This is a genomic window from Legionella dresdenensis, assembly GCF_042649825.1.
In the GTDB taxonomy this organism is placed as follows: Bacteria; Pseudomonadota; Gammaproteobacteria; order Legionellales; family Legionellaceae; genus Legionella_C; species Legionella_C dresdenensis.
Map to the genome: position 1 here is coordinate 1 of NZ_JBHSAB010000006.1, position 21,272 is coordinate 21,272.

Here is a 21,272-nt window from a genome sequence, read left to right on the forward strand (position 1 = left end):
ACGGACCAGCGCCGATGATAGTGTGGGGTTTCCCCATGTGAAAGTAGGTCATCGCCAGGGCTTTATTAAAAACGTAGGTTGGGCTATAAAGCCCAACACTCCGTTATCAATCAAACCCAAAAATCAAATCCAAAACACCCAAACAGTAGGTTGGGTCGTTTGACCCAACATAAGCGCTCATAAATAACTCCCCAACCCGGGTTGCACTTCGTTCCACCCAGGCTACCTGAAGATCCATTAAAACACACATTGCTCACAAATTAAATTTTGCAAAACCTATATAAAGGTCTACTATTTGAATATAGAATGATGTATTAAGTATTTTGTTTGCACAGGACATTTTTGTACTACGTGTAGGTTGGGCTGTAAAGCCCAACAACAGTGTTTAATCAGAGATCAAATGTTGGGCTTTACAGCCCAACCTGCACGTAATATAAAAATTGCCCAGGCACAAAGAAATATTTTATAAAAACAGGTTTTCTTAAGATTCTCTTAAGCAAAATACTGATATCCTATTATGAATTTTTAATAGCTGTTTGGAGTTATAATATGACCGGACTTTTTGGCCATGCAGTGAAAGCGGTTGATGTAGCACTTAAGCCAACCGTAAGTCAGGTTCACCTGATGATTTCCAAAGTAGAATCCTATATTGCTAATTTGAGCAAAGTAGCTGCTGTGCGCGGTGAAACCGAGGATGGAAAGCGTTGCAAAGAAGTATTGCAACAACTAGGTAATAGTTTGCTTACGACAGTTACACCAACTGCCGCTGCTCAAAAAACATCACAAACTACCTTTGGTTTAACTGCTGAAACTCTGAAGCAGGCTACCAAACGTCCTGATGACCAGGATCCGAATGATACACCTGCAGTAACACCCAAAATGTCATAAAAAAATACAGGTATTCAGCATTGTTACTGAATACCTGTTATACTAGCATTATCAAATTCTAAAAAAATAAAACTCTATGAAAGATGAACTGACTCCACAACAGGCGCAAGCAGTGCTCGATGCTTTTGATGAAGCATTGGCTGCAGGACCATGGGAGCAGTCTAATTTTTTACGGATAATCGGTAAAAATCTGCGCGAGATCAGAGACAATTTTGCAAGCCAGCTGGAGGCTCATGATAATATTGAGCAGGCAAAGCAAGCGAAGCGCTTTGCCAATCTCGAAGCACAACAGGAAGTGTTTATCAGTGTTTATTCATCTGAAGGGAACAATATTCCGGCATGGGAGCGAATAATTGCCAACCTGCAGCGTTTTTTAATTACACGGCCAATTTATGCCAATGAAGAGCATATAAAATCTCTGATACGCTCTAAAGACAATAAATTGAATGAGGCCTACCTTGCAGTTTATGTAAACAAAGATGATATCCTCGTTGTTCCCCAGGAAAAAATTGCTGTAGACAAGTTTGGCAAACCATTAATGACTCTGAAAGACAAGTCGCTTAATCTTGAGAATATCACCCGTTTTGTCCATTATAGCGGCACTTATAAATATGAAAAAGGCCGCTTGATCAAGAACCAGGAACAGCAGGACGGGTAAAATACTTGCCTGGGCTCTCGCAAATACTGCTAAATTCGCTATATACTTATATTACAAATTACTTAGGTAAATAGTTCTCTTATGGCTCAACAACCGCAGCAGGGTGGTGGTGGTAGTGGAAACAATGATAATTCAATGGCTCCAGTATGGATTATGGTCCTTATTGGGCTTATATGTTTTGTTATCTGGAAAACAGGGCATCAGCATATTGTTGCATTTGTATTTAAAATAAATGTCTGGCAGGCTAAATTTATTAATCTTTTTGTAGATAATCCTATTTTACAAAAACAAATTTATATTATGGAAACCATTGATCCAAATTCGGTTTCCTGGAATCAGTTGTTGTTTTTGAGTGCTGGCGTAGGTGATTATGTACGCTATCCTATCACAGCTATTTTGATCGGTTTGGCATTTTTCCTCTATAAATCCAATGTGGTGCTTAAATTTCGTCGAGCGCATAATATGCAGACATTAAAAGCGCAGGAGCAATTTAACTGGCCTGCGATTATGCCGGTTGTCAAAGAAGATATTGTCAGCCAGGATATTAGCCAGGGACCTTGGGCTATGGGGTTAACGCCGATTGAGTTTGCCAGAAAATACCATTTGCTCAAAAAGGAAGATGCGATTCTGGATAACCCTTTGCCAGGAATGGAAATGACCGCTGGTATCCGTAAAGGCGATGCCAAACGTATTTTTACCTTGCAGTTAGGTCCTTATTGGGAAGGATTTGAGCGTTGTTCACCACAGGCATACGCCCTGGCTGCTGTTTTTATGGCGCGTCTGAACCGTGACCGTAATGCGGCAACCATGATTTTGGAAACACTGGATAGAACTTACGTCACAGGCAAACCGGATTTCTCTGTTGCACGGCCTGTATTACAAAAGTACCAGAATATGGAGAATGTGCAGGAAATTACTTCCAGACATGCCTATGTGCTCACCGTCATGGCCTCTTTATTGCTTGCTGCGCGCCAGGATGGAGTAGTTGCCAGTTCTGAGTTTTTATGGTTAAAACCGCTCGATCGCAGATTATGGTATATGCTTAACAGTATAGGCAGGCAAACACCTTATGCTGAGGTAGGCGGTCCCTTTGCGCATTGGATTGCTGAAAAAGCTATGGGAAGAAAATCCCTGGTTCCGATGATTGACGAAGCCATCAAGGCATTGGAAATTGCGGTGAAAGAAGTGAAACTGTCTCAAAAAGAGTTGCAGGAGTTAAAGCCATGATGCGAGGTATTGAAGGCCGGCATGAAATTGATCCAACAATGCTATTGCGGGATACTCGCACTGTTGGGCAGCGCATGGCTGATTTTTTCTCGGATCCGACTAACGTTTCAATTGTTTTGTTTTCATTAGCAGGAATGGCTTTTTATGTTTCAGAAGTCAGTGCATTGATTCTGCTGCTCGCCATGCCCTTTTTTCTTTACAGTTACACACGTAAACAGAAGCTCCCTTTCCGGTTGCCTAAGATTGCCAGAGTAAAAGATTACAATGATTTAAAACCGGGTATTCAAACGCCAAATATAGCACGAGGCATCGCTTTTTTTGGTAACGATCGCAAAAGTGGCGAAGAATTATGGTTTGCCAATGAAGACTTACGTACCCACGCTTTAATTTTTGGATCAACCGGTAGCGGTAAAACCGAAACGCTGGTTTCACTGGCCTATAATGCCTTGGTACAGGCAAGTGGTTTTATTTATGTCGATGGAAAAGGCGATAATGCGCTGTTTGCAAAAATCTTCAGTATAGTCAGAAGCATGGGGCGGGAAGATGACCTGTTATTAATTAACTTTATGACTGGTGCGCGGGATATTATTGGTCCTCAGGAAAAACGTCTGTCTAATACCCTGAATCCATTTTGTCAGGGTTCATCAAGTATGTTAACCCAGTTAGTGGTAAGTTTGATGGGCTCATCAAACCAGTCAGGCGGCGATGGCGATATGTGGAAGGGCCGTGCTATCAGCTTCGTGGAAGCTTTAATGCGTCTGCTGGTATACATGCGTGACGATGGTGCGCTCCTGCTGGATGCAAATACGATTCGTAATTATTTTGATTTAAACAAACTCGAATCCATTGTCCTTGATAAAGTGTTTCCGAGAGAGGATCAGGAAGCAATTAATATTGAATCAGTTCCAAAGCTGGTTACCGATCCGTTGCGGAACTATGTATTTAACCTGCCAGGTTACAACAAAGAGAAAAAAGGGAAACAGGTTTCACAGGTTCTGGAGCAGCATGGTTTTATCACCATGCAGTTAGTCCGTACGTTTTCATCGCTTGCGGACACCTATGGTCATATTATTCGAACCAATCTGGCCGAAGTCGATTTTAAAGATGTGATTTTGAATCGACGTGTGTTAGTTGTACTACTGCCCGCACTTGAAAAATCACCGGATGAATTATCAAATCTTGGAAAAGTTATTGTTTCTTCGCTCAAAGCGATGATGGCCGCAGGTCTTGGTGAGGACGTGGAAGGGGATTACCGCGACGTCATCGAGCGTAAGCCAACCAATTCACCGACACCGTTTATCTGTGTACTGGATGAGTATGGCTATTATGCTGTACAAGGGTTTGCAGTCGTACCGGCACAGGCGCGTTCGTTAGGATTTTGCGCTATCTTCGCCGGACAGGATTTACCTGCGTTCCAAAAGGCGTCCAAAGAAGAAGCTGCTTCTATTGGTGCGAATACTAACATCAAGATCTGTATGAAACTTGAAGATCCGATTGAAACCTGGGATTTCTTCACCAAAACAGCCGGCGAAGCCTATGTGACCAAGGTTGATTCATTCCAGACTAAAGATAACAGCATGGTGAACAGTTATCTGGATACAAAAAGTTCATCATTTGAAAAACGGGCACGCGTTGATTTGCTTGACCTGAAAGATCAGACAGAGGGTGAGGCGCATATCTTCTTCAAATCAAAAATTGTGCGTGCAAGGATGTTTTATGCCAACCCGAAACCGGTTAAACGACTGAAAGTTAATCAATTTCTTAAGGTTGAACCGCCATCGGATGATTTTCTGGTTAAACTGCAAAAGCAAATGGCAGGCTTTCAGAAAATACTGGCGAGCGGTAATCTAAGCATTGATGCTCATGCTGAAAGCGAAGAAATTTCACTGATTACCAGAGTACTTCATGAGAGCGAAATCAGTGAGCCTATTGAACGTGGAGTTGCTGCATTGCTCGCATTCCATGGTCATAATGAACCGCCACCACTAGAGGAGCTGGTTGAAGAAGAGGAAGACGGCGTATTAACAATTTTCAGCAAGCTGCGCCGCAGTTTCAACTCTTTGCCATTGCTCGTGAAAGATGTCGATTCGTTTTCACAGCCCTTGTTACTTATGAATGAAACCCGCAACCTGTTAACCACTATTGAACGCGCAAGCGGTGCAAAAGATAAGTACTCGGGTACAGTTGCCAATGAACTGATTAAAGACTTTCAAACAGCGACCAGTTATCCGCCGCTGGAAAGAGATTACGTCAGCGGTGAAGATTTGGCTGACATTGCCAATGGTCTATGCGAGCGTATTATTATCGAAAGACAAAAAGCAGAAGAAAATGCAGCAACGGAAGAGTCATAAACGTTGGTTGGGCTGCAAAGCCCAACACTCAACACAACAATACCTTATTAATTTTCATCTCTCAAATTAACAGTTTTTTTACACCATCAAGATCATTTATTATCCAGCTAAAAAAATTACCGCAATAATTTTACGAGAACCGCTTGTAAGATAATGATTTGTATGTTTTATTTGAACTAATAAAATTACCCGGTAAATTTGGAAGAGAATTTAAGTGAGCTATTCACGTGCTGCTATGCAAAGACTTTCAACATGGCCTGCGACATTATTGCTTTTGCTGCTGTTAACAGGCTGTCAGGGTCCCAGTTATGTGCCCGCTGAAGAAGAGAATTTCAGGCTGCCGAGCCGCGTTGCCGGCAGTTCAGATAAAAAAGTGATTGCTATGCAAGCCGCTTTTAGTAAATGCGGAGTTAAAGTTATAACAATCGGGCAGGATTATCTGATCAGTATTCCTTCAGCTGCACTGTTTGCTGATCAATCTCCTCGTTTGACCTGGCAATCTTTTGCTGTGTTGAATCAGGTAGCCGAATTTATGCAGCAATTTAGAAAAGTGGGCGTTAATGTTACTGCCTACAGTAGCAAATATGTTTCTTCAAAGAGAGAGCAGGCGTTAACTTTGGCTCGGGCCAGGGCTGTGTCTGATTATTTATGGTCACAAGGTATAGATAGCCGCTTTATCTTTACGGAAGGAGCAGGAAGTGATAAGCCGATTTCTGCAAATGTTTCTGGTGGGGATCGTGAAATAAATTCTCGTATTGAGATAACATTCCGGGATGCGATTGTATAGGTGGTATAAATGAGTCGAGGCGCCTGGGAGCGGATAAAGCTCTCCAAATCGTTTTATGTAAAGACATACAGGAGTGCTATTAATTTATTAATGATTTCAGTGATAACAAACTGTGTGCTGTTATTGCTGATTATCTATTTTCACTCTACTATGCCTGAACGCACCTATTATGCTTCAAACGGCATTACTGCCCCTGTAAAGCTAAGAGCGATGCTGCAGGCTAATGAGTCAGCTCAAGCCCTGCTGCCGCCTGATATTCCTAAGGATGATGATGTTAAAACTGTACCGCAATAAAAGAGGATAATATGGCTGAAGATGCGTTAAGTGCCGTAGTACTACGAAATGAATTTTACCGTGATGGCCAGCGGAAAATTGTGGTTGGATTACTTGTATCCCTTGTGGTTAATCTTGTCATGGGATTGGTATTGTTTTATGTATTATCGCATCCGCCTGCTCCCAAATATTTTGCAACGAGCATTAATGGCCGCATTACACCTCTTTATCCATTAAATGAGCCCAATCAGTCAGACTCGGCAATCCTGCAATGGGCAAATCAGGCAGCTATCGCAGCATTTACCTATAACTTTGTTAATTATCGTGATGAACTACAGGCTTCATCAGCCTTTTTTACCGCACAGGGTTGGCAACAGTTTTTAACTGCTTTACAGCAATCGAATAACCTTGATGCGGTTAAAGCTAAAAAACTGATTGTATCTGCCGTGGCTACCAGGGCGCCTATTATTTTGCAGAAGGGGATGCTTAATGGACGGTACTCCTGGCGTGTTCAGATGCCGATTTTAGTAACGTATCAGAGTGCCAGCGAATTCTCACAACAAAATAATGTGGTTACCATGTTAATCACCCGGGTATCAACACTTAATTCACCGAGAGGAATAGGTATTGCCCAATTTGTAGTTGGCCCAGCTAGCGGCGGAGTAGGTTAATGATGAATAAAAAGATATTGGCAAAGTCTGTGATAGGCTTGATAACCTCGCTGGCTCTTAATTCTATGCCGGCTGCAGAGTTATGGGCCGCAGATCAGACCCAAACGGATTCTGCACAACAGGCTTTACAGCAGTTACGTTTATTGCAACAACGTTTGCAAACACAAAATGAGGCTGCCAATGGCACAATGCCTATGCCGCCGCAGCAACAGGAACAAGCAGCGCCGAAGTCTGCATCGAAACCTACGCCAACCGTTTCTTTTAATAAACCACCGGTTGGCGGGGGAGCTTCTGAGGCTAAAAAAGATGATGTACCTACGCCGGATGATGAGGAAATAATTGATCAGACTGCGTTTGAAAACGTAAGCCGCAAATTGTTTCCATTGACGCCAGAACAGATATTAAGATTAAAACAAATGTATCAGGCTGGTGAATTTGCCCAGGCGGCTACCGCAGGTACACCGCCAAAACCAACTGCGACATCGCAAATGGTTAATTTGTCGCCTGGTTCCACACCGCCTGTAATAAGATTAGCCCAAGGATTTGTTTCTTCCCTGGTATTTCTGGATTCAACTGGCGCACCTTGGCCAATAAGTGCTTATGATCTTGGTGATCCGTCTGCCTTTAACATTCAGTGGGATAAAACAAGCAATACCATTATGATTCAGGCGCAGAAACTTTATAATTATGGCAATCTCGCTATACGTCTGAAAGGTTTGAATACGCCTGTTATGCTGACTCTTATTCCTGGGCAGAAGGCCGTTGATTACCGCGTAGATTTGCGAATTCAAGGTTATGGCCCTATGGCAAAAGATGTGCCTATGAGTGAAGGCCTGCCTCAAAGCGCCAATGATTTACTATTGCAAGTGCTTGATGGCGTGCCGCCTCCAGGCAGCCAGCGTTTGACCGTTAGCGGCGGTGATGCACGGGCATGGTTGCTTAACGAAAAAATGTACGTCAGAACCAATCTGACGATCTTGTCGCCGGGTTGGATTGGTACTATGACCAGCGCGGACGGAATGCACGCGTATGAAATGCAGAAATCGCCAGTATTACTGGTGTCCTGGCATGGTAAAGTCATGCAGCTTAAGGTAGAAGGGTTATAAACAAATGGCTGGAAGAAAAGAGAACCTCAAAGCATTATTTACCAATACCCGCTCCCGGGTAATTATTATCTTTACCGGCATCTTGCTGGTCATTGCAATTGTTGTCGGATTTAGCCGTTTCTTTTCTTCAGTAAACGGAGGTAAAGAACTGAGCTCTGGTGTAAGCAATGCACCGAGCATTCAGTCTATCCCTGGCGCTCTTGATCCGACAGCAGAATATGCCAAATTGCAGGAAACACAGAATGTGGATGAGGCAAAGGCCGCATTAAAAACGGGCCACAGCGCTATTCCAACAATTATTCGTTCCCAAAAGCTGGGTGCGGGAGTCGGTATTGTCGGGGTCCCGCAAGGAGGCCAGGGCGGACTCGGTTTTCAGGCATTGGGTAACCAGGCAAATGGCAAACCAAAAGAACTTTGGCTTGATGAGGTTAAAAATGCGGACTGTAGCGCCGCGTCGGTTCAGAAAGCAGTGGGTCTGGGTGCAGAACTGGCTGAGCTTAAACAGGCTTGTACGTGTGTTGAACTTAAAGCGAATGGTTACAAAATAAAAGATTTACAAAAGATTTGTTCTTGTACAGAACTGAAATCAGCGGGATATAACGCAACGGATTTAAAACAAGTCGGTTTTACTACCGGACAACTGAATATTTGCGGTTTCAGCGCCTGTGAGTTGCGCGGAGCGGGTTTTAGTGCGCAGGAAATGAAAGACGGTGGCTTTAACGATGATGAGTTAAAAGGAGCAGGTTATGGCGAGCGTGATATAGCTCAGGCCAGCGGTTTGCCTGCAGGCATTACCGCCGATGATATTCGGAAGGCTGGTTGCCAGGTAGAGGCGTTGGAGCGATTACATAAAGCAGGTGTTACCGCTTCAGCCATAAGACGGATTAATGGTTGCAGTGCAACGCAATTAAAAGCAGCGGGTTATAATGCACTTGATTTGAAAAATGCCGGCTTTACAGCGGCTGATCTGAAAAATGCCGGTTTTACACCAGAGCAATTACGGCAGGCAGGCTATACTGCCAAGGAATTATTGGATGCCGGATTTACGCCTGATGACTTATTAAAAGCGGGATATTCACCGGCCGAGGTCGCAGCGGCAGAAGCTTCGTTGCCAGCGGGTATGACGCCGGAAGACGTGAAAGCTGCCGGTTGTAGCGCTGACAGCCTGAGAAACGAGCGAATAGCAGGGGTAAGCGCCAAGCTTATAGCCCAATACGCTGGTTGCAATCCAGCAGATATTGCTGCAAGCCGCCTGGTAAGTTGTGATGTTAATACTTTGACTGCTGCACGCCTGAAAGGTGTATCTGCAGCTACTATCAGAAAGACAGTTGGATGCAGTGCTGACGCGTTGAAAGCGGCAGGTTTTACTGCAGCTGAACTCAAGGCTGCCGGTTTTACCGCAGCTGAACTCAAGGCTGCTGGTTTTACTGGTGCAGAATTAAAAGCAGCCGGTTTTACCGCCAGACAGCTAAAAGACGCGGGTTTCACAGCGAAAGAGCTTAAAGATCTGGGATTCGGCGCCGCTGATTTGAAAGCAGCAGGTTTTACAGCTGCTGAGCTGAGAGCGGCAGGGTTTACAGCGAAGGAACTGGCCGATGCTGGCTTTCCAGTAGACGATCTTCAAAAAGCCGGTTACACAGCGGATGATCTTAACGCCGCTGGTCTGACCAGCACGCAAGTAGCCGGTTTGACTCTTCCGCCTGCACAGCAGCCTGACCAGGTTTCAACTATGCCTGCATTGATTAATGAAACAGCGGCTCCTGCTGCCACGCCTGAATCAAGGAATGCTCAGCAATTGCAGGCAATTTTAAAAAGGCAGAATCAACAATATGCTGATCAACGTTATCAGCAGAAAATTCAGCAACGGGCATCTGAAATGCAGTCGCTTGCTAACCACTCAATACAGAGGTGGGAGTCAGTTAGCACACAGACATATGTTGCTGCGCATAAAACTGAGGTCACCGCTACAGAAGCCACTATGACGAGCGGTGGACAAGCCGCGAATCAATCGCAACCTAATGCAGCAGCCAATGTTTCTCAACCAGGACAGCAGGCATTGATCAAAACAGGCGATGTTCTGTTTGCGGTAATAGATACGTCTGTTAATAGCGACGAACCAGGCCCCATCCTGGCAACCATAGTCAGCGGTAAGCTGAAAGGCGCGAAACTGATTGGCAGTTTCAACTTGCCGAATAATGGCGAAAAAATGGTGATAAATTTCAATACACTCTCTGTTCCCGGTGCAGCTGGGTCGACATCAATCAGCGCTTATGCCATTGATCCCAATACAGCACGAACCGCATTATCAAGCAAAACAGATCACCACTATCTGTTGCGATATGGATCTTTATTCGCCTCTTCCTTCCTGGAAGGATTCGGTAATGCGTTCCAGTCAGCTGATACTACGGTAAGTATTGGCGGACCAGGAGGTGGCGATTATGTCAGTGTACAAAACGGTATTAATCGTTCGATATTGCAAAATGCTGTAATTGGTCTTTCCAATCTTGGTCAGGCATGGGGGCAAGCGGCACAACAGCAATTTAACCGCCCGATAACCGTTGAGGTTTATTCCGGTACAGGCATTGGAGTATTGTTTACTCAAGATTTAACCTCCCTTTAACATATAACTTGGCAGGCAGGACATGGCTGATAACGATCAAAATAATGAGGAATATGAATTTGCTGATCTGGATATGATTAGCACTGATTCAATGAATGATGAGGAAAATTATTCCAAGGCTCCAGCTGCGAAGCATGCTGCAATGGAAAACACAAACGTAAAACGTAATGCTTTAATTGCGGTGGGGATTTTTATTCTTGCTATGCTGATATACAAGTTTGCATCGGTTTTCTTTGCAGCCAGGCACCAGACTGCAGAAACTACCGTGCCTCCCCCACCGGTAGCAACCAAGCCTATAATGCAGCAAGCTCCGGTTCCCGTGGTTACGCCGCCGCAGCCAGCGGCAACCGCACCTGAACCCGCAGCGCCTTCACAGCAAGAGCAGAAGCTGGCAGCTATGGAGTTGAGTCAGGAAAACGTACGTTCAGAATTAACCAGTGTTAATGGACAAATTAATGGTATTAATTCGAATCTGAGTGATTTAACCAGCAAAATAAATCAGCTTAATCAGGTTATTGAAAGCCTGTCAGCAAAACTGGATCAGCAATCAAATCAGATAGCTGCGCTGACTAAACCCAAAGTCCGACCAAAAACCCACTATGTAAAACGCCCTGTTGCTGCAGCAAGAGCGGTATATTATATCCAGGCAATTATCCCCGGTAGAGCGTGGTTAATTGCATCAAATGGGTCTACAATTACCGTTAGAGAAGGAAGTAGTATTGCAGGATATGGTATTGTAAAGTTGATTGATCCTAATCAGGGACGTGTATTAACAAGCTCAGGACAAGTCATTCGGTTCAGTCAACAGGATAGTTGAGGCATGTTATTATGGCAGACAGCAGTTCTTTGTCTTCATGGGTAAGCGGTCAGGCTGACATCCTTGCCAATCTGGCAAGCAATATGGTACCGGTGCAGCGGCTAATTACAGGCGCTGCCTATATCATCGGTCTGGCGTTTGCATTTAAAGCAATTTTTACCCTGAAGTCTTACGGCGAATCGAAAACAATGATGTCTTCGCAGACCAATATTAAAGAGCCTTTGCTTCATATGTTTGTTGCTGCGATTTTTATATATTTTCCCTCAGGGCTTGACGCAATGCTGGCGACCACTTTTGGTTCATCCAACATACTGCAATATGCACCTGTGGACAGTTCTAATCAGGCAATCAGTTCGCTCTTTGGCAGCGGTAGCCTGGTTGGCCAATCACTGACGCGAATTATTCAAACCATCGGTTTAATTGCGTTTGTGCGAGGATGGGTACTAATTGCAAAAGGGGCGGGTCAAGGCCAGCAACCTGGCGGAACTGGTAAAGGACTTATGCATATTTTTGGAGGGATACTTGCAATTAATATTGTTCTTACGTTACAAATAATTAATAATACTTTGTATGGTACAAACTAAAAATAGGAGAATTGGTGTGAATAATAATTCCGCTACTAAGTATATGCGAATAATTGCTTCCATTATATGTGTTGGACTTATGATGGTTGTTACAGAAGTACTGGCTGCCAAACATGGTGGCGGCGGAGGCGGCGGCAATAATATTACGCTCGGCACCATGGCATCAAACGTTACTGACACTTTCGATGCTATAGGCAAACTGATCACTGGCGGTTCATATATTGCGGGTCTTGGATTTTCAATTGGTGCTATTATGAAATTCAAGCAACACAAAGATAATCCAACCCAAATCCCAATAGGTACTCCAATTGCTCTGATTCTGATCGCTGCAGCATTATTATTCCTGCCTTCTATTCTGAGCGTTGCTGGATATACAATGTTTGGTAGCTCTGGCGGTCAAACTGCAGGCCCATCTGGTATAACCTATTCCGGGGCATAAGTTAATTAAATTGTCTGGCACTGTTGAGAGGCTATTATCAGCCTTTTAACAGTGCGTTAACGATGAGAGTAAAGTAAATGGTTGGTACCCAGGAAAGCAAAAATCTTAAGCTTGTTGCCAGCCCAGGAGCGTGGAGGCTTTATTCTGCCAGAAAAGCAGATGAGCGTTTTAAGGCTTTTGAAGTAAAAGTTTTTCGCCGTGACCGATATACCTGTCAGTTTTGTGGTTTTCAGGCTCGTCTTTTCCAGGAAGTCATTAATCTTGATGGTAATTATACCAATAACCAGTTATCCAATCTGGTAACCGCATGCTGTTTTTGCGCTCAATGCTTTTTTGTTGAATCGGTAGGCGTTGGCGGATACGGTGGCGGAACTCTTATTTATTTACCTGAGCTAACTCAGGCCGAACTTAACAGTTTGTGCCATGTTTTATTTTGTGCAATTACTAATGATACCGGTTATAAAAGCAGTGCGCAGAATATCTATCGCAGTTTTAAATTTCGTTCGCAAATAGTTGAAGAAAAATTTGGAGAAGGTACCAGCGACCCCGCAATTTTTGGACAATTAATTATTGATTCGAATGCAGCATCTCCTGAAACACTTGAAAAACTTTTTAAAAATGTCAGACTCTTGCCTTCGAGAGCTAAATTCCGTAAACAAATTGAACAATGGGCTGCTAGCGCCCTTGAAGAAATCGCAGATAGCAATTAATGGTTAATTCAATTCCCCTGATAAAATTGCTTGGAGTAGGGATATAACATGGCTAATTGGGCTGATTCTTTTTTTGAAGGTGTAGATACTTTTTTTGCTTGGCTTAGTACATCTCTTAAGCAGACAACAGAATCATATTGTGATCTTGAAACGGCTGATAGTCCAACCGTCCTGGTTAATCACGACGGTTCATTGCTTTCAGTCATCCAGATTGAAGGCGTTACCGCGTTAGCGGGAACAGAGGAATTTGAACGACTTGTTGAAGGGCTGACCAATTCTCTCCAGGCTGCAATGAGCCGGCCGGGCCATGCCTTACAGGTTTTTTTCAGTCACGATAAACAAAACATCAGAAAAATTATCAGAGATATTTATGAGCCTGCAGAAAATACGGCTAAAAGGCTTGAACTTGATCTGGATGATTTATTCCACGAGCGAGTAGCTTATTTATCCCAATACTGTGCCGAGGAAAGAGTTTTTTTCGTTTTATATACCCGGCCCTTTAATCTGACAACCGATCAATTGAAAGCAGCTAATAAATCCAAGCTGAAAATATTAAGAGATAAAAAAGCTCCGGCTTTTAAAAATACACAAACTATTTATTCTGCAATTCCTGAAATTCGTGATACCCATGACGCATATGTCCGCGCAGTTTTAAATGATTTAAGTTCGTTGAATGTCCTGGCTTCCTTGCTGGAAGTTCATAAGGCGATTTATGCGGTTCGAATGACTGGCGATCCGGACTTTACTGCAGATGACTGGGAGCCTTCACTGCCTGGCGACAGGCTTTATTCGCGTGAAATCAATAGCTTTGAAGGAGATGCCTCCGATTTATTATGGCCATCGCTTGCTAAACAGATTATTCCGCGGGATGCTGAAGTTATCGATTTAAGAACCGTTCGGGTTGGTAATAAAATTTATTCAAGTGCCTTTATTGACTTGTTTCCAAAAGATGTCAGACCATTTTTAAGTTTATTTGCCAGGATATTACCTTCTCATGTTCCCTGGCGGATTTCTTTTTTAATTGAAAGTGAAGGTTTGGAGACGATCAAATTCAAAGGGCTACTGGCTTCAATCCTGAGTTTCTCATCGGCGCAAAATCGCTTGATCAGCGACTCGGTTAACCTGCTTAAATATATTCAGCTTAATACTGACGATCCGGTTGTACGGTTAAGGGTTGTTGCATCGACCTGGGCGCCTGAAGGCGATATTGCACTCTTGCGGCGCCGTAGTTCAGAGCTGGTAAAAGCTATTCAGGGCTGGGGTTCGACTGACGTTTCCGAGGTATGCGGGGATCCGTTTGCCGGGTTTGTATCAAGCATGTTAGGTACAACCTTAAACAGTGCCGCTGTTGCTTCTATTGCGCCCTTGACTGATGTTGTTACCATGTTGCCGATTACCAGACCGGCTTCGCCATGGAAAACAGGTGCATTATTATTTCGTTCGCCCGATGGTAAACCATGGCCTTACCAACCAGGCTCAAGCCAACAGACAACCTGGATTGATTTGGTGTATGCACGCCCTGGATCGGGTAAATCGGTATTGTCGAATGCATTGAATTTAGCGCTTTGCCTGTCCGGGGGGATTACCCGTTTGCCGCGAATTGCAATTATTGATATTGGGCCTTCCAGTAGCGGTTTGATTTCACTGCTGAAAGAAGCGCTGCCCGCATCACGTCGTCACCTGGTGGCTTATCATCGTTTGCGGATGACCCCTGAATATTCGATTAATCCTTTTGATACGCAATTGGGTTGCCGTTATCCGACTGCAGCTGAGCGCTCTTTCCTGGTGAATTTCCTGACTCTGTTAACAACGCCTCTCGGCTCTCCAAAGCCCTATGATGGAATGGCTGATTTGGCGGGGATGGTTGTTGATGAGCTCTATAAAGCGCTGGCGGATGAGTTTAATCCCACCCCATATGCACAAGGGGTCGAAGAGTTTATTGATGGTATTTTGGAAGAAATTGGTTTTGTACGTGACTCCAAATCGACCTGGTGGGAGGTTACTGACGCATTATTTGCAGCTGGTTTTACTCATGAGGCAATGCTTGCCCAGCGTTATGCCATGCCGTTGCTGGCTGATGCTGCGTCAATTTGCCGTAGTTCTTCCATCGAGGATTTGTATGAACGAGTTACAGCACCGACTGGCGAGTCATTAATCAATTCATTTTCCAGGATGATTTCAGGGGCAGTTCGTGAATACCCGATTTTATCGCGGATAACCAGTTTTGATATTGGTGATGCCAGAATCGTATCACTGGATCTGGACGAAGTAGCCAAGAGCGGCGGAGATGCCGCCGATCGCCAGACATCAGTAATGTATATGTTGGCCCGCTATGTATTGGCGCGTCATTATTATTTGACCGAAGAGAGTATGGGAAATATTCCAGAACAATACCGTGAATACCATAAACAGCGGATCCTGGAAATTCGTGAAGATCCCAAGCGTATTGTATATGACGAATTCCACCGTACTTCAAAATCTTCCGCAGTACGTGATCAGGTTATTATCGATATGCGGGAAGGACGTAAATGGAAAGTTCAGATTGCACTGCTTTCGCAATCAGTTGATGATTTCGATTCAGTCATGATTGATTTCGGTACCTCAATCTACATTATGGATGCGGGTCCAGCACAAGCGATTGAAAAAACGACCAAGATCTTCGGATTATCGAATACCGCAAAAATTGCTTTGCGAACCCGAGTACATGGTCCCCGCCAGGGAGGTGCGACTTTCCTGGCTCAATACGCTACCAAGAATGGCTTGAACGTTCAGCTGCTGACACTAACATTAGGACCGATTGAGTTATGGGCATTCAGTACAACGGCTGAAGATACCGCTGTACGGAATAAACTTTACCGCTATCTCGGGCCCGCAGAAGCAAGGCGGGTACTAGCAAATTTATTCCCCAACGGTTCTGTTGCCAAGGAAGTGGAAGAGCGTTTAGTGGCAATGAAAACCGAGATGGGATTAATTGAAGATGACGCTGCGTCTAGTGTGATTGATCAATTGGTCGCTGATATCTTGAACGCTTATTCCAAAGATCCGAATATTAAACATCTGGCTGCCAAGGTCGGGTAGTGTTGGGATTTGACCCCATGTTGTATTAATGCGGCATTTTTTGTTGGGTCAAAACGGCCCAACCTACATTCCTTTTGAAATACTGTTAGCAGATGAAGGCTCGGATTCCTGACGCATATATGTTCCCAACATTTTTTCAAGCGGACCTCTTATGTTAACATCTGCCGAAGGATGTTTTCTGAGATATTCGTGTGCCAAATTGGTTAAATCAGGATCGGTTGGGTTTTGTTGATGCGCTTTTACCAGTTCATGGACTTTACTTACTCGCATCTGGTTAGTGAATTTCTTATATTCAACATGGGTTGTTTCCAAATCCTGCTTCCCAAGCTTATCAAATCCGCCGCAAGCTATAGCTTTTTGACAGAGCTGAATACCATGAATATTGGAGCGGGTGTTAGCTATGGTACAGTTATCGCATTTTTGGTTTTTCTGCCTGATAGTCTGTATCGGCGGTTTTTCATCGGTTATTTTACGTACCTCGCTGATTACGGTGGCATAGGGTATCCCTTTAGCATGGCCATTTAATACTGTATTAATAAAGGTCGAATTAATTTTATCCAAATCAACCCGAAAAATCTGGGTGCCTTCTTCACCAGATTTTTTAGTAATGCCGCGATCGGTCAAAACCAGATAACCTGTTTTAGACTCTGCTCCATCAGGAATTATGGATAAACCCATAGCATGACCAGCAACACTGATTGGAATAGTTGTGATTTTACCTTCCTGAACGCGGCTCACTAGCGCTTCACCGGCTTCAGGTATTCCAAGAGCCGTGCTGTTGGAAAATTTTGCTGCCTGATTAGCAAAATCAAATGCCTCAGCGATTTGCTGAAAATCGGCGTTGGCTGAGTTTTTGGCATAAGCGCCAACGGCATCGGCCATCATTTGGTAAGTTGGTCCGATATGGCCAAATTGTGAGAAGGTACCATCTTTACTGGTCATTACTATTCCCAACGATAAACCAAAATGTTTAACCGGATGCAGAGTTGGTTTTTGGGTAGCAGTAAAACCAGTTCGCTTTGCAGCATCACTGTCCAGTGCTAATTCAAAGGCTGCTTTTTCTATCGGGCCTGCCGTTGCGCCAAGTTTTGTTAACTGATCTGCCAGTTCAAAGTCCTGATTTAGCAATGCCTGGGTAAGCAGACTATGACCATGCTGATTTCGGGCAATATTTAATGCTTCCTGAATCTGCTGAAGGCCAAAGGCTAGAGCAGCCTCCATTAGTTGTTGTTTTAAAGTATCCTGATCGGTTTGTTTTTTCCTAAACAGGCGCGTTAAAAAATTGAACAAGCGTTGCTGTTGGGCTGTTATATGTTCTATGGCTACTGATGCCGTCTTTTCGGCTGACATGATTTTTGAGTATAAATAAGAAGCTAAATCAGTGCTGCTTTGTTCATGCTGAAAAAAAGGCATTATTTATCCTATGCATTTATATGATAATCAGTATAGCACATAAACTCTTCTCTCTTGCCGTTCCATTTATATTGTAGCCTGGGTGAAACGAAGTGAAACCCGGGTTCCGGTCCTTTGGACCTCCACCCAGGCTACTCTTTTTCTGGAATTTAATTTTAATCTAAAGTCCTTTGGACATCAGGCTGCTATTATCGCACTTATGTTGATGCTGGCACAACTAGAACTACCAACCCTATGCACTCAAGTTAGCCGGAGGTGGACTTAGTTCTATGCCTAAATTAGTCGGTGTTAGCCCGGCACGATCAAAGGCATCTCTAAATTGGTTAATAAGATATTCCGGTGCTTTATCACGATCGTGGTTTTGGCTCTTCGTACCTCGATGCCCGCCACCATGCATTGTAACCGTGGCTTTATTACAAGCGCGACTTAGCGCTTCTCTGGGGGTAGCTACATAAGCGTAAATATTCTCAAGCTCAATACGGCATCTGTTCCTGCCTGTAGCTGTTATTGTTCCTTTAAATTGGTAGGTAAGATTAACCAACTCGCGTAAATTGATTGCATCGTAAGGCACCAGGCCAAAGACCTTTAAATAAGTATCCTTATGACTGTCTTTAAGGGGTATCGCAGGCAATTGCGTAGAAGCTGTCTGTTTTTTTGAAGGCTTTTCCTTTTTGTAAAACGAATAGTACGAGCTACTGGTCTCAGCAAGAGCAATTTCGTCTTCATCGCTTTTGTCAGCAACGGTTATTTCGCTTGTGCTTGCAGTTTCTAAAACTTCCAATACTTCTGTTGTTATACTGGGCTCTTGATTAACTTCTGGTTCATTAATGATTGTTTCATCGGTAACGCTAGTCTTTACAGCTTGTTGTGGAGCATCAGTAGCGTTAGAATAATCATTAACCGTTTCTTGAGCTTCAGAAACAGGAGCAACAGCGGTAATTAAAGAGCCAGTTATTAAGCCTCGATCTATTTTTGATTTTTTATAGGCTGGAGGTGATGAACCCGGAACTTTAGTTGACTCAGAGGCTTCTTGTGCAATCCTGGTATGATTGTGTTGCTTTTCTAGCTTGCGCAGCAAGTGATTAATTTTAGCCTCTAACTCATAAAGAGGCTTCATTTCAGCAAACAATAGTAAAATTTGATTTTCCGATTTTTTTACTTTGACATATTTCAATGCAAGCAAACCCCTATAATAGCTTGCAATTAAGGCTTGAAACCGAGGTTCTCCAGGGTATTTGTGTTCTAGCATTAACATTTTATCTTTATTGTTATTTAATTTTTTATTATCTGGTTCTACAGAACAATGTTTATCATCAATAATTTTTACGTTTACTTCATCTGCAAATTGTTTACAAATAGGGCTAACGCTGGGTTCGAGTATTGTTAGCAGGGCAGCAAATTGATTAATTTCATCCATTAACGGGGTTTTGTTAATGTTTCTCATAAACTGTTTGGTTTTTTTCTTTGCTTCTTCTTTAGTAAAATAATGAGCCAGGATGTTATTAATCAAATCTCTGTTAAGAGCGTCACTAATGGTGATTCTCAATTGTTTATAATATAAGAAAATGCATAAATACAAATCATCGATACGGTTTAGCTCAGCTAAATCCTTCATCTCCTGCAAGCTTTGGATATCTTTTACCGCACCGGTCACTATTGTTTTTTGCAATTGCTTTATTGGCGTCTCTTTTAAATGCTGAGATTCTCTAGTATGGGGTAGAATATCCAGGCTAATATATTGCGATACAATCAGTTCGACTAATTCCTGGTGGTTGCCAATGCGGGCGCGCTTGATTAGGCCTTGGCTATAGTTCAATTGAGCATCAATGCATTTTTTTACAGTTTCCAATGGCAAATTAGCATCATGCTGACTGTTATCTGAATTGTGTCGAGAAGAAAAAAACAGGTTGGTAGAAGGCATAATGTCATAGCATAAAAAAAATACTATTATAAAATTTAATCATTAAGAAAATATTAAATACACACAACAAATTTGGCTTTGCGCTTTGTGCCGGACAATTTATTAATCGGCAATAGAGCTCTTAATAATTATTGAGCATAAATAGGGCGCTATGTTAAAATTATGAGATGTCTATTTTGAGAGTACAAATATGCCTGGTCCAGCCACCGTAAAAACAGAAAAATCTCTTATCATTTAGAGACGCTATCTTAGTTAAAAAAACCCTCCAAATGGGAAAAATTAAAATTGATGATCAACGCATTTTCTCAAATTTATTTCATCAGGAGTTAATTAAGTTATGCGAAGAAACAATTAATAACTACAAAACTATCAATAATTCTTATCATTACACCATCTCATTCACACACAATCATGGAATAGCAGGACGTCAACGCGCAACTGAATTACTCGGTCAAATCCATAAAACAACCTCTACGCCGCGATTAATAACTGATTTGTTGACTTTTTTACAAAATCCAGACAACGGTAATTTAGACAAGCACTCGTTACGTCCCATGCTATTAGACTCTTTGCATAAAAAGTTTGAAATCAGTGGTTATGATTATTTTGAGGGCGAGAGCAGGTGTGATTTTGGTAGTAGACTAAAGGTTATTGCCCGGCTATGCAATTGTCCAGAGTTAATTACGACAGATAAATTAAGCAATAGCTTGCTAGATAAACTGGCATCTTCCTGTAGCTTTGGATAATCGCGGCCAAAACGGATAAGCCCCCGGGTGAGCGCTATGCGCTCTCTCAGAGTTTAGGTAAGCAAATTACCATTTTATGGTGTGGCATTAGGCGAATAATCAACCCCTGCGTTATTTACCCATAAAACTCACCGTTTTACAAAATTTCTTTGCTTAAATTAAAGCTATTTTAAAAGCATGCGATTTCATGAAGCATCTAACCGGTTGTGAGCGGCTCTTTGCTAATTCATATTTTATTTATGCCGGATCAAGCTACCTTAATTTTACTCTTTTCTAGTGGTGAATTAGCTATAATTTGTTCATTTGCAGACAACAAGGCTTGAATATATGTATATACCATGTATAATTATATTATGAATATACATTTCTGGAGTTACAATGTCTACGGTTACTTTAACTAAATGGGGAAACTCAATAGGAATTCGTATTCCCTCAGTTATCATTAAAGAAGCTCATTTACATCCTGGTGAAGAATTGGAAATTAGAGCAGATGAGAAGGGTGTGCTTACATTAATTCCAATCAAAAATCAGCAAGAAGGATGGTTAGAGCAATTCAATGCTCTTGTGGATGATGGTAGTGATGAGAGTCATTTAAATCTAAGCAATGATTTTGATATGGATGAATGGACATGGTAAAAATAAAAAGGTTTGATGTTTTTTTAGTCAATCTTGATCCTACCATTGGTTCTGAAATTAAAAAAACACGTCCGGCAGTAATCATATCACCGGACTCAATAAATTTGAGTAGGTTGAAAACAGTTATTATTGCACCGATGACCAGCACCATTAAAGACAATTTTCCAACTAGAATATTGACAGAATTTAAAGATAAAAAAGGGCAGATTGCACTTGATCAGCTGAGGTCAATAGATCGCACGCGTATTGTCAAAAAATTAGGTGTTATTGAAAGGGAAGTTCAAAATAAGGTACTAGAGCTTTTATCCATAATATTTCAAAAATAGTTTTTCCTTGAGATAATAAGT

The 21,272-nt window shown here is 42.7% G+C and carries 19 protein-coding genes; 17 read left to right on the forward strand and 2 right to left on the reverse strand.

Annotated features, from left to right (window positions below; genetic code table 11):
• Positions 1-549 precede the first annotated feature (549 nt).
• The 14 genes from ACFORL_RS05295 (at position 550) to ACFORL_RS05360 (ending at position 16,209) form a co-directional block, all read left to right on the forward strand.
• Complete coding sequence (locus ACFORL_RS05295; RefSeq protein ID WP_382341826.1) at positions 550-888, forward strand: hypothetical protein; 339 nt, start codon at positions 550-552, stop codon at positions 886-888.
• Between the two features lie 76 nt (positions 889-964).
• Entirely contained in the window at positions 965-1,546 is a 582-nt protein-coding gene (gene icmQ / locus ACFORL_RS05300; protein WP_382341828.1) for a Dot/Icm secretion system protein IcmQ, read from the forward strand.
• A gap of 81 nt (positions 1,547-1,627) precedes the next feature.
• Positions 1,628-2,773 (forward strand): type IVB secretion system coupling complex protein DotM/IcmP, encoded by a 1,146-nt coding sequence (icmP, locus tag ACFORL_RS05305; protein ID WP_382341830.1) that lies wholly within the window; start codon positions 1,628-1,630, stop codon positions 2,771-2,773.
• Positions 2,770-5,124, forward strand: a complete 2,355-nt coding sequence (locus tag ACFORL_RS05310) for a TraM recognition domain-containing protein (RefSeq protein ID WP_382341833.1) — start codon at positions 2,770-2,772, stop codon at positions 5,122-5,124. The genes icmP and ACFORL_RS05310 overlap by 4 nt, the downstream gene beginning before the upstream one ends.
• 235 nt (positions 5,125-5,359) lie before the next feature.
• On the forward strand, positions 5,360-5,911 hold the full coding sequence (gene icmN, locus ACFORL_RS05315) for a type IVB secretion system protein IcmN/DotK (protein ID WP_382341973.1): 552 nt from the start codon (positions 5,360-5,362) through the stop codon (positions 5,909-5,911).
• A gap of 9 nt (positions 5,912-5,920) precedes the next feature.
• Positions 5,921-6,205 (forward strand): type IVB secretion system protein IcmM/DotJ, encoded by a 285-nt coding sequence (gene icmM, locus ACFORL_RS05320; RefSeq protein WP_382341836.1) that lies wholly within the window; start codon positions 5,921-5,923, stop codon positions 6,203-6,205.
• 11 nt (positions 6,206-6,216) lie between these two features.
• Positions 6,217-6,855, forward strand: coding sequence for a type IVB secretion system apparatus protein IcmL/DotI (locus tag ACFORL_RS05325; protein WP_382341838.1), 639 nt, complete (start codon positions 6,217-6,219; stop codon positions 6,853-6,855).
• A 2-nt stretch (positions 6,856-6,857) separates the two neighbouring features.
• Positions 6,858-7,961 (forward strand): DotH/IcmK family type IV secretion protein, encoded by a 1,104-nt coding sequence (locus ACFORL_RS05330; protein WP_382341975.1) that lies wholly within the window; start codon positions 6,858-6,860, stop codon positions 7,959-7,961.
• Positions 7,962-7,965: 4 nt separating this feature from the next.
• Entirely contained in the window at positions 7,966-10,581 is a 2,616-nt protein-coding gene (gene dotG, locus ACFORL_RS05335; RefSeq protein ID WP_382341840.1) for a type IVB secretion system protein DotG/IcmE, read from the forward strand.
• Positions 10,582-10,603: 22 nt separating this feature from the next.
• Positions 10,604-11,398: a type IVB secretion system protein IcmG/DotF gene (icmG, locus tag ACFORL_RS05340; protein ID WP_382341842.1), complete on the forward strand. Its 795-nt coding sequence runs from the start codon at positions 10,604-10,606 to the stop codon at positions 11,396-11,398.
• Positions 11,399-11,409: 11 nt separating this feature from the next.
• Positions 11,410-11,982 (forward strand): type IV secretion protein IcmC, encoded by a 573-nt coding sequence (locus ACFORL_RS05345; protein ID WP_382341844.1) that lies wholly within the window; start codon positions 11,410-11,412, stop codon positions 11,980-11,982.
• On the forward strand, positions 11,969-12,421 hold the full coding sequence (locus ACFORL_RS05350; protein ID WP_382341846.1) for a type IV secretion protein IcmD: 453 nt from the start codon (positions 11,969-11,971) through the stop codon (positions 12,419-12,421). The genes ACFORL_RS05345 and ACFORL_RS05350 overlap by 14 nt, the downstream gene beginning before the upstream one ends.
• A gap of 77 nt (positions 12,422-12,498) precedes the next feature.
• A complete protein-coding gene (gene icmJ, locus ACFORL_RS05355; protein ID WP_382341848.1) occupies positions 12,499-13,131 on the forward strand; it encodes a type IVB secretion system protein IcmJDotN in 633 nt (210 codons plus the stop codon).
• Between the two features lie 48 nt (positions 13,132-13,179).
• Entirely contained in the window at positions 13,180-16,209 is a 3,030-nt protein-coding gene (locus ACFORL_RS05360) for a type IV secretion protein IcmB (RefSeq protein WP_382341849.1), read from the forward strand.
• A gap of 63 nt (positions 16,210-16,272) precedes the next feature.
• Here ACFORL_RS05360 and ankD read toward each other — a convergent pair whose 3' ends face one another.
• Both ankD and ACFORL_RS05370 read right to left on the reverse strand, forming a co-directional pair.
• Positions 16,273-17,622, reverse strand: coding sequence for a Dot/Icm T4SS effector AnkD/LegA15 (ankD, locus tag ACFORL_RS05365; RefSeq protein ID WP_382341851.1), 1,350 nt, complete (start codon positions 17,620-17,622; stop codon positions 16,273-16,275).
• 232 nt (positions 17,623-17,854) lie between these two features.
• Positions 17,855-19,543, reverse strand: a complete 1,689-nt coding sequence (locus ACFORL_RS05370) for a hypothetical protein (protein WP_382341853.1) — start codon at positions 19,541-19,543, stop codon at positions 17,855-17,857.
• Positions 19,544-19,812: 269 nt separating this feature from the next.
• On the opposite strand from ACFORL_RS05370, the gene ACFORL_RS05375 reads away from it, so the two are divergent.
• The 3 genes from ACFORL_RS05375 to ACFORL_RS05385 all read left to right on the forward strand — a co-directional run bounded on the left by ACFORL_RS05375 (position 19,813) and on the right by ACFORL_RS05385 (position 21,251).
• Positions 19,813-20,289, forward strand: coding sequence for a hypothetical protein (locus tag ACFORL_RS05375; RefSeq protein ID WP_382341855.1), 477 nt, complete (start codon positions 19,813-19,815; stop codon positions 20,287-20,289).
• 378 nt (positions 20,290-20,667) lie between these two features.
• Entirely contained in the window at positions 20,668-20,925 is a 258-nt protein-coding gene (locus ACFORL_RS05380) for an AbrB/MazE/SpoVT family DNA-binding domain-containing protein (RefSeq protein WP_382341857.1), read from the forward strand.
• Entirely contained in the window at positions 20,919-21,251 is a 333-nt protein-coding gene (locus ACFORL_RS05385; protein WP_382341859.1) for a type II toxin-antitoxin system PemK/MazF family toxin, read from the forward strand. Before ACFORL_RS05380 ends, ACFORL_RS05385 begins: the two co-directional genes overlap by 7 nt.
• Positions 21,252-21,272: the final 21 nt, after the last annotated feature.

What these genes read in the sequence shown, in the direction of transcription:
- ACFORL_RS05370 (WP_382341853.1), bottom strand. Translation starts at nt 19,543, where the DNA reads ATGCCTTCTACCAACCTGTTTTTTTCTTCTCGACACAATTCAGATAAC.
- ankD (WP_382341851.1), bottom strand. Translation starts at nt 17,622, where the DNA reads ATGCCTTTTTTTCAGCATGAACAAAGCAGCACTGATTTAGCTTCTTAT.
- ACFORL_RS05380 (WP_382341857.1), top strand. Translation starts at nt 20,668, where the DNA reads ATGTCTACGGTTACTTTAACTAAATGGGGAAACTCAATAGGAATTCGT.
- ACFORL_RS05385 (WP_382341859.1), top strand. Translation starts at nt 20,919, where the DNA reads ATGGTAAAAATAAAAAGGTTTGATGTTTTTTTAGTCAATCTTGATCCT.
- ACFORL_RS05375 (WP_382341855.1), top strand. Translation starts at nt 19,813, where the DNA reads ATGGGAAAAATTAAAATTGATGATCAACGCATTTTCTCAAATTTATTT.
- ACFORL_RS05325 (WP_382341838.1), top strand. Translation starts at nt 6,217, where the DNA reads ATGGCTGAAGATGCGTTAAGTGCCGTAGTACTACGAAATGAATTTTAC.
- icmG (WP_382341842.1), top strand. Translation starts at nt 10,604, where the DNA reads ATGGCTGATAACGATCAAAATAATGAGGAATATGAATTTGCTGATCTG.
- icmP (WP_382341830.1), top strand. Translation starts at nt 1,628, where the DNA reads ATGGCTCAACAACCGCAGCAGGGTGGTGGTGGTAGTGGAAACAATGAT.
- icmJ (WP_382341848.1), top strand. Translation starts at nt 12,499, where the DNA reads ATGGTTGGTACCCAGGAAAGCAAAAATCTTAAGCTTGTTGCCAGCCCA.
- ACFORL_RS05295 (WP_382341826.1), top strand. Translation starts at nt 550, where the DNA reads ATGACCGGACTTTTTGGCCATGCAGTGAAAGCGGTTGATGTAGCACTT.
- ACFORL_RS05330 (WP_382341975.1), top strand. Translation starts at nt 6,858, where the DNA reads ATGAATAAAAAGATATTGGCAAAGTCTGTGATAGGCTTGATAACCTCG.
- icmN (WP_382341973.1), top strand. Translation starts at nt 5,360, where the DNA reads ATGCAAAGACTTTCAACATGGCCTGCGACATTATTGCTTTTGCTGCTG.
- ACFORL_RS05360 (WP_382341849.1), top strand. Translation starts at nt 13,180, where the DNA reads ATGGCTAATTGGGCTGATTCTTTTTTTGAAGGTGTAGATACTTTTTTT.
- ACFORL_RS05310 (WP_382341833.1), top strand. Translation starts at nt 2,770, where the DNA reads ATGATGCGAGGTATTGAAGGCCGGCATGAAATTGATCCAACAATGCTA.
- ACFORL_RS05350 (WP_382341846.1), top strand. Translation starts at nt 11,969, where the DNA reads ATGGTACAAACTAAAAATAGGAGAATTGGTGTGAATAATAATTCCGCT.
- dotG (WP_382341840.1), top strand. Translation starts at nt 7,966, where the DNA reads ATGGCTGGAAGAAAAGAGAACCTCAAAGCATTATTTACCAATACCCGC.
- icmM (WP_382341836.1), top strand. Translation starts at nt 5,921, where the DNA reads ATGAGTCGAGGCGCCTGGGAGCGGATAAAGCTCTCCAAATCGTTTTAT.
- icmQ (WP_382341828.1), top strand. Translation starts at nt 965, where the DNA reads ATGAAAGATGAACTGACTCCACAACAGGCGCAAGCAGTGCTCGATGCT.
- ACFORL_RS05345 (WP_382341844.1), top strand. Translation starts at nt 11,410, where the DNA reads ATGGCAGACAGCAGTTCTTTGTCTTCATGGGTAAGCGGTCAGGCTGAC.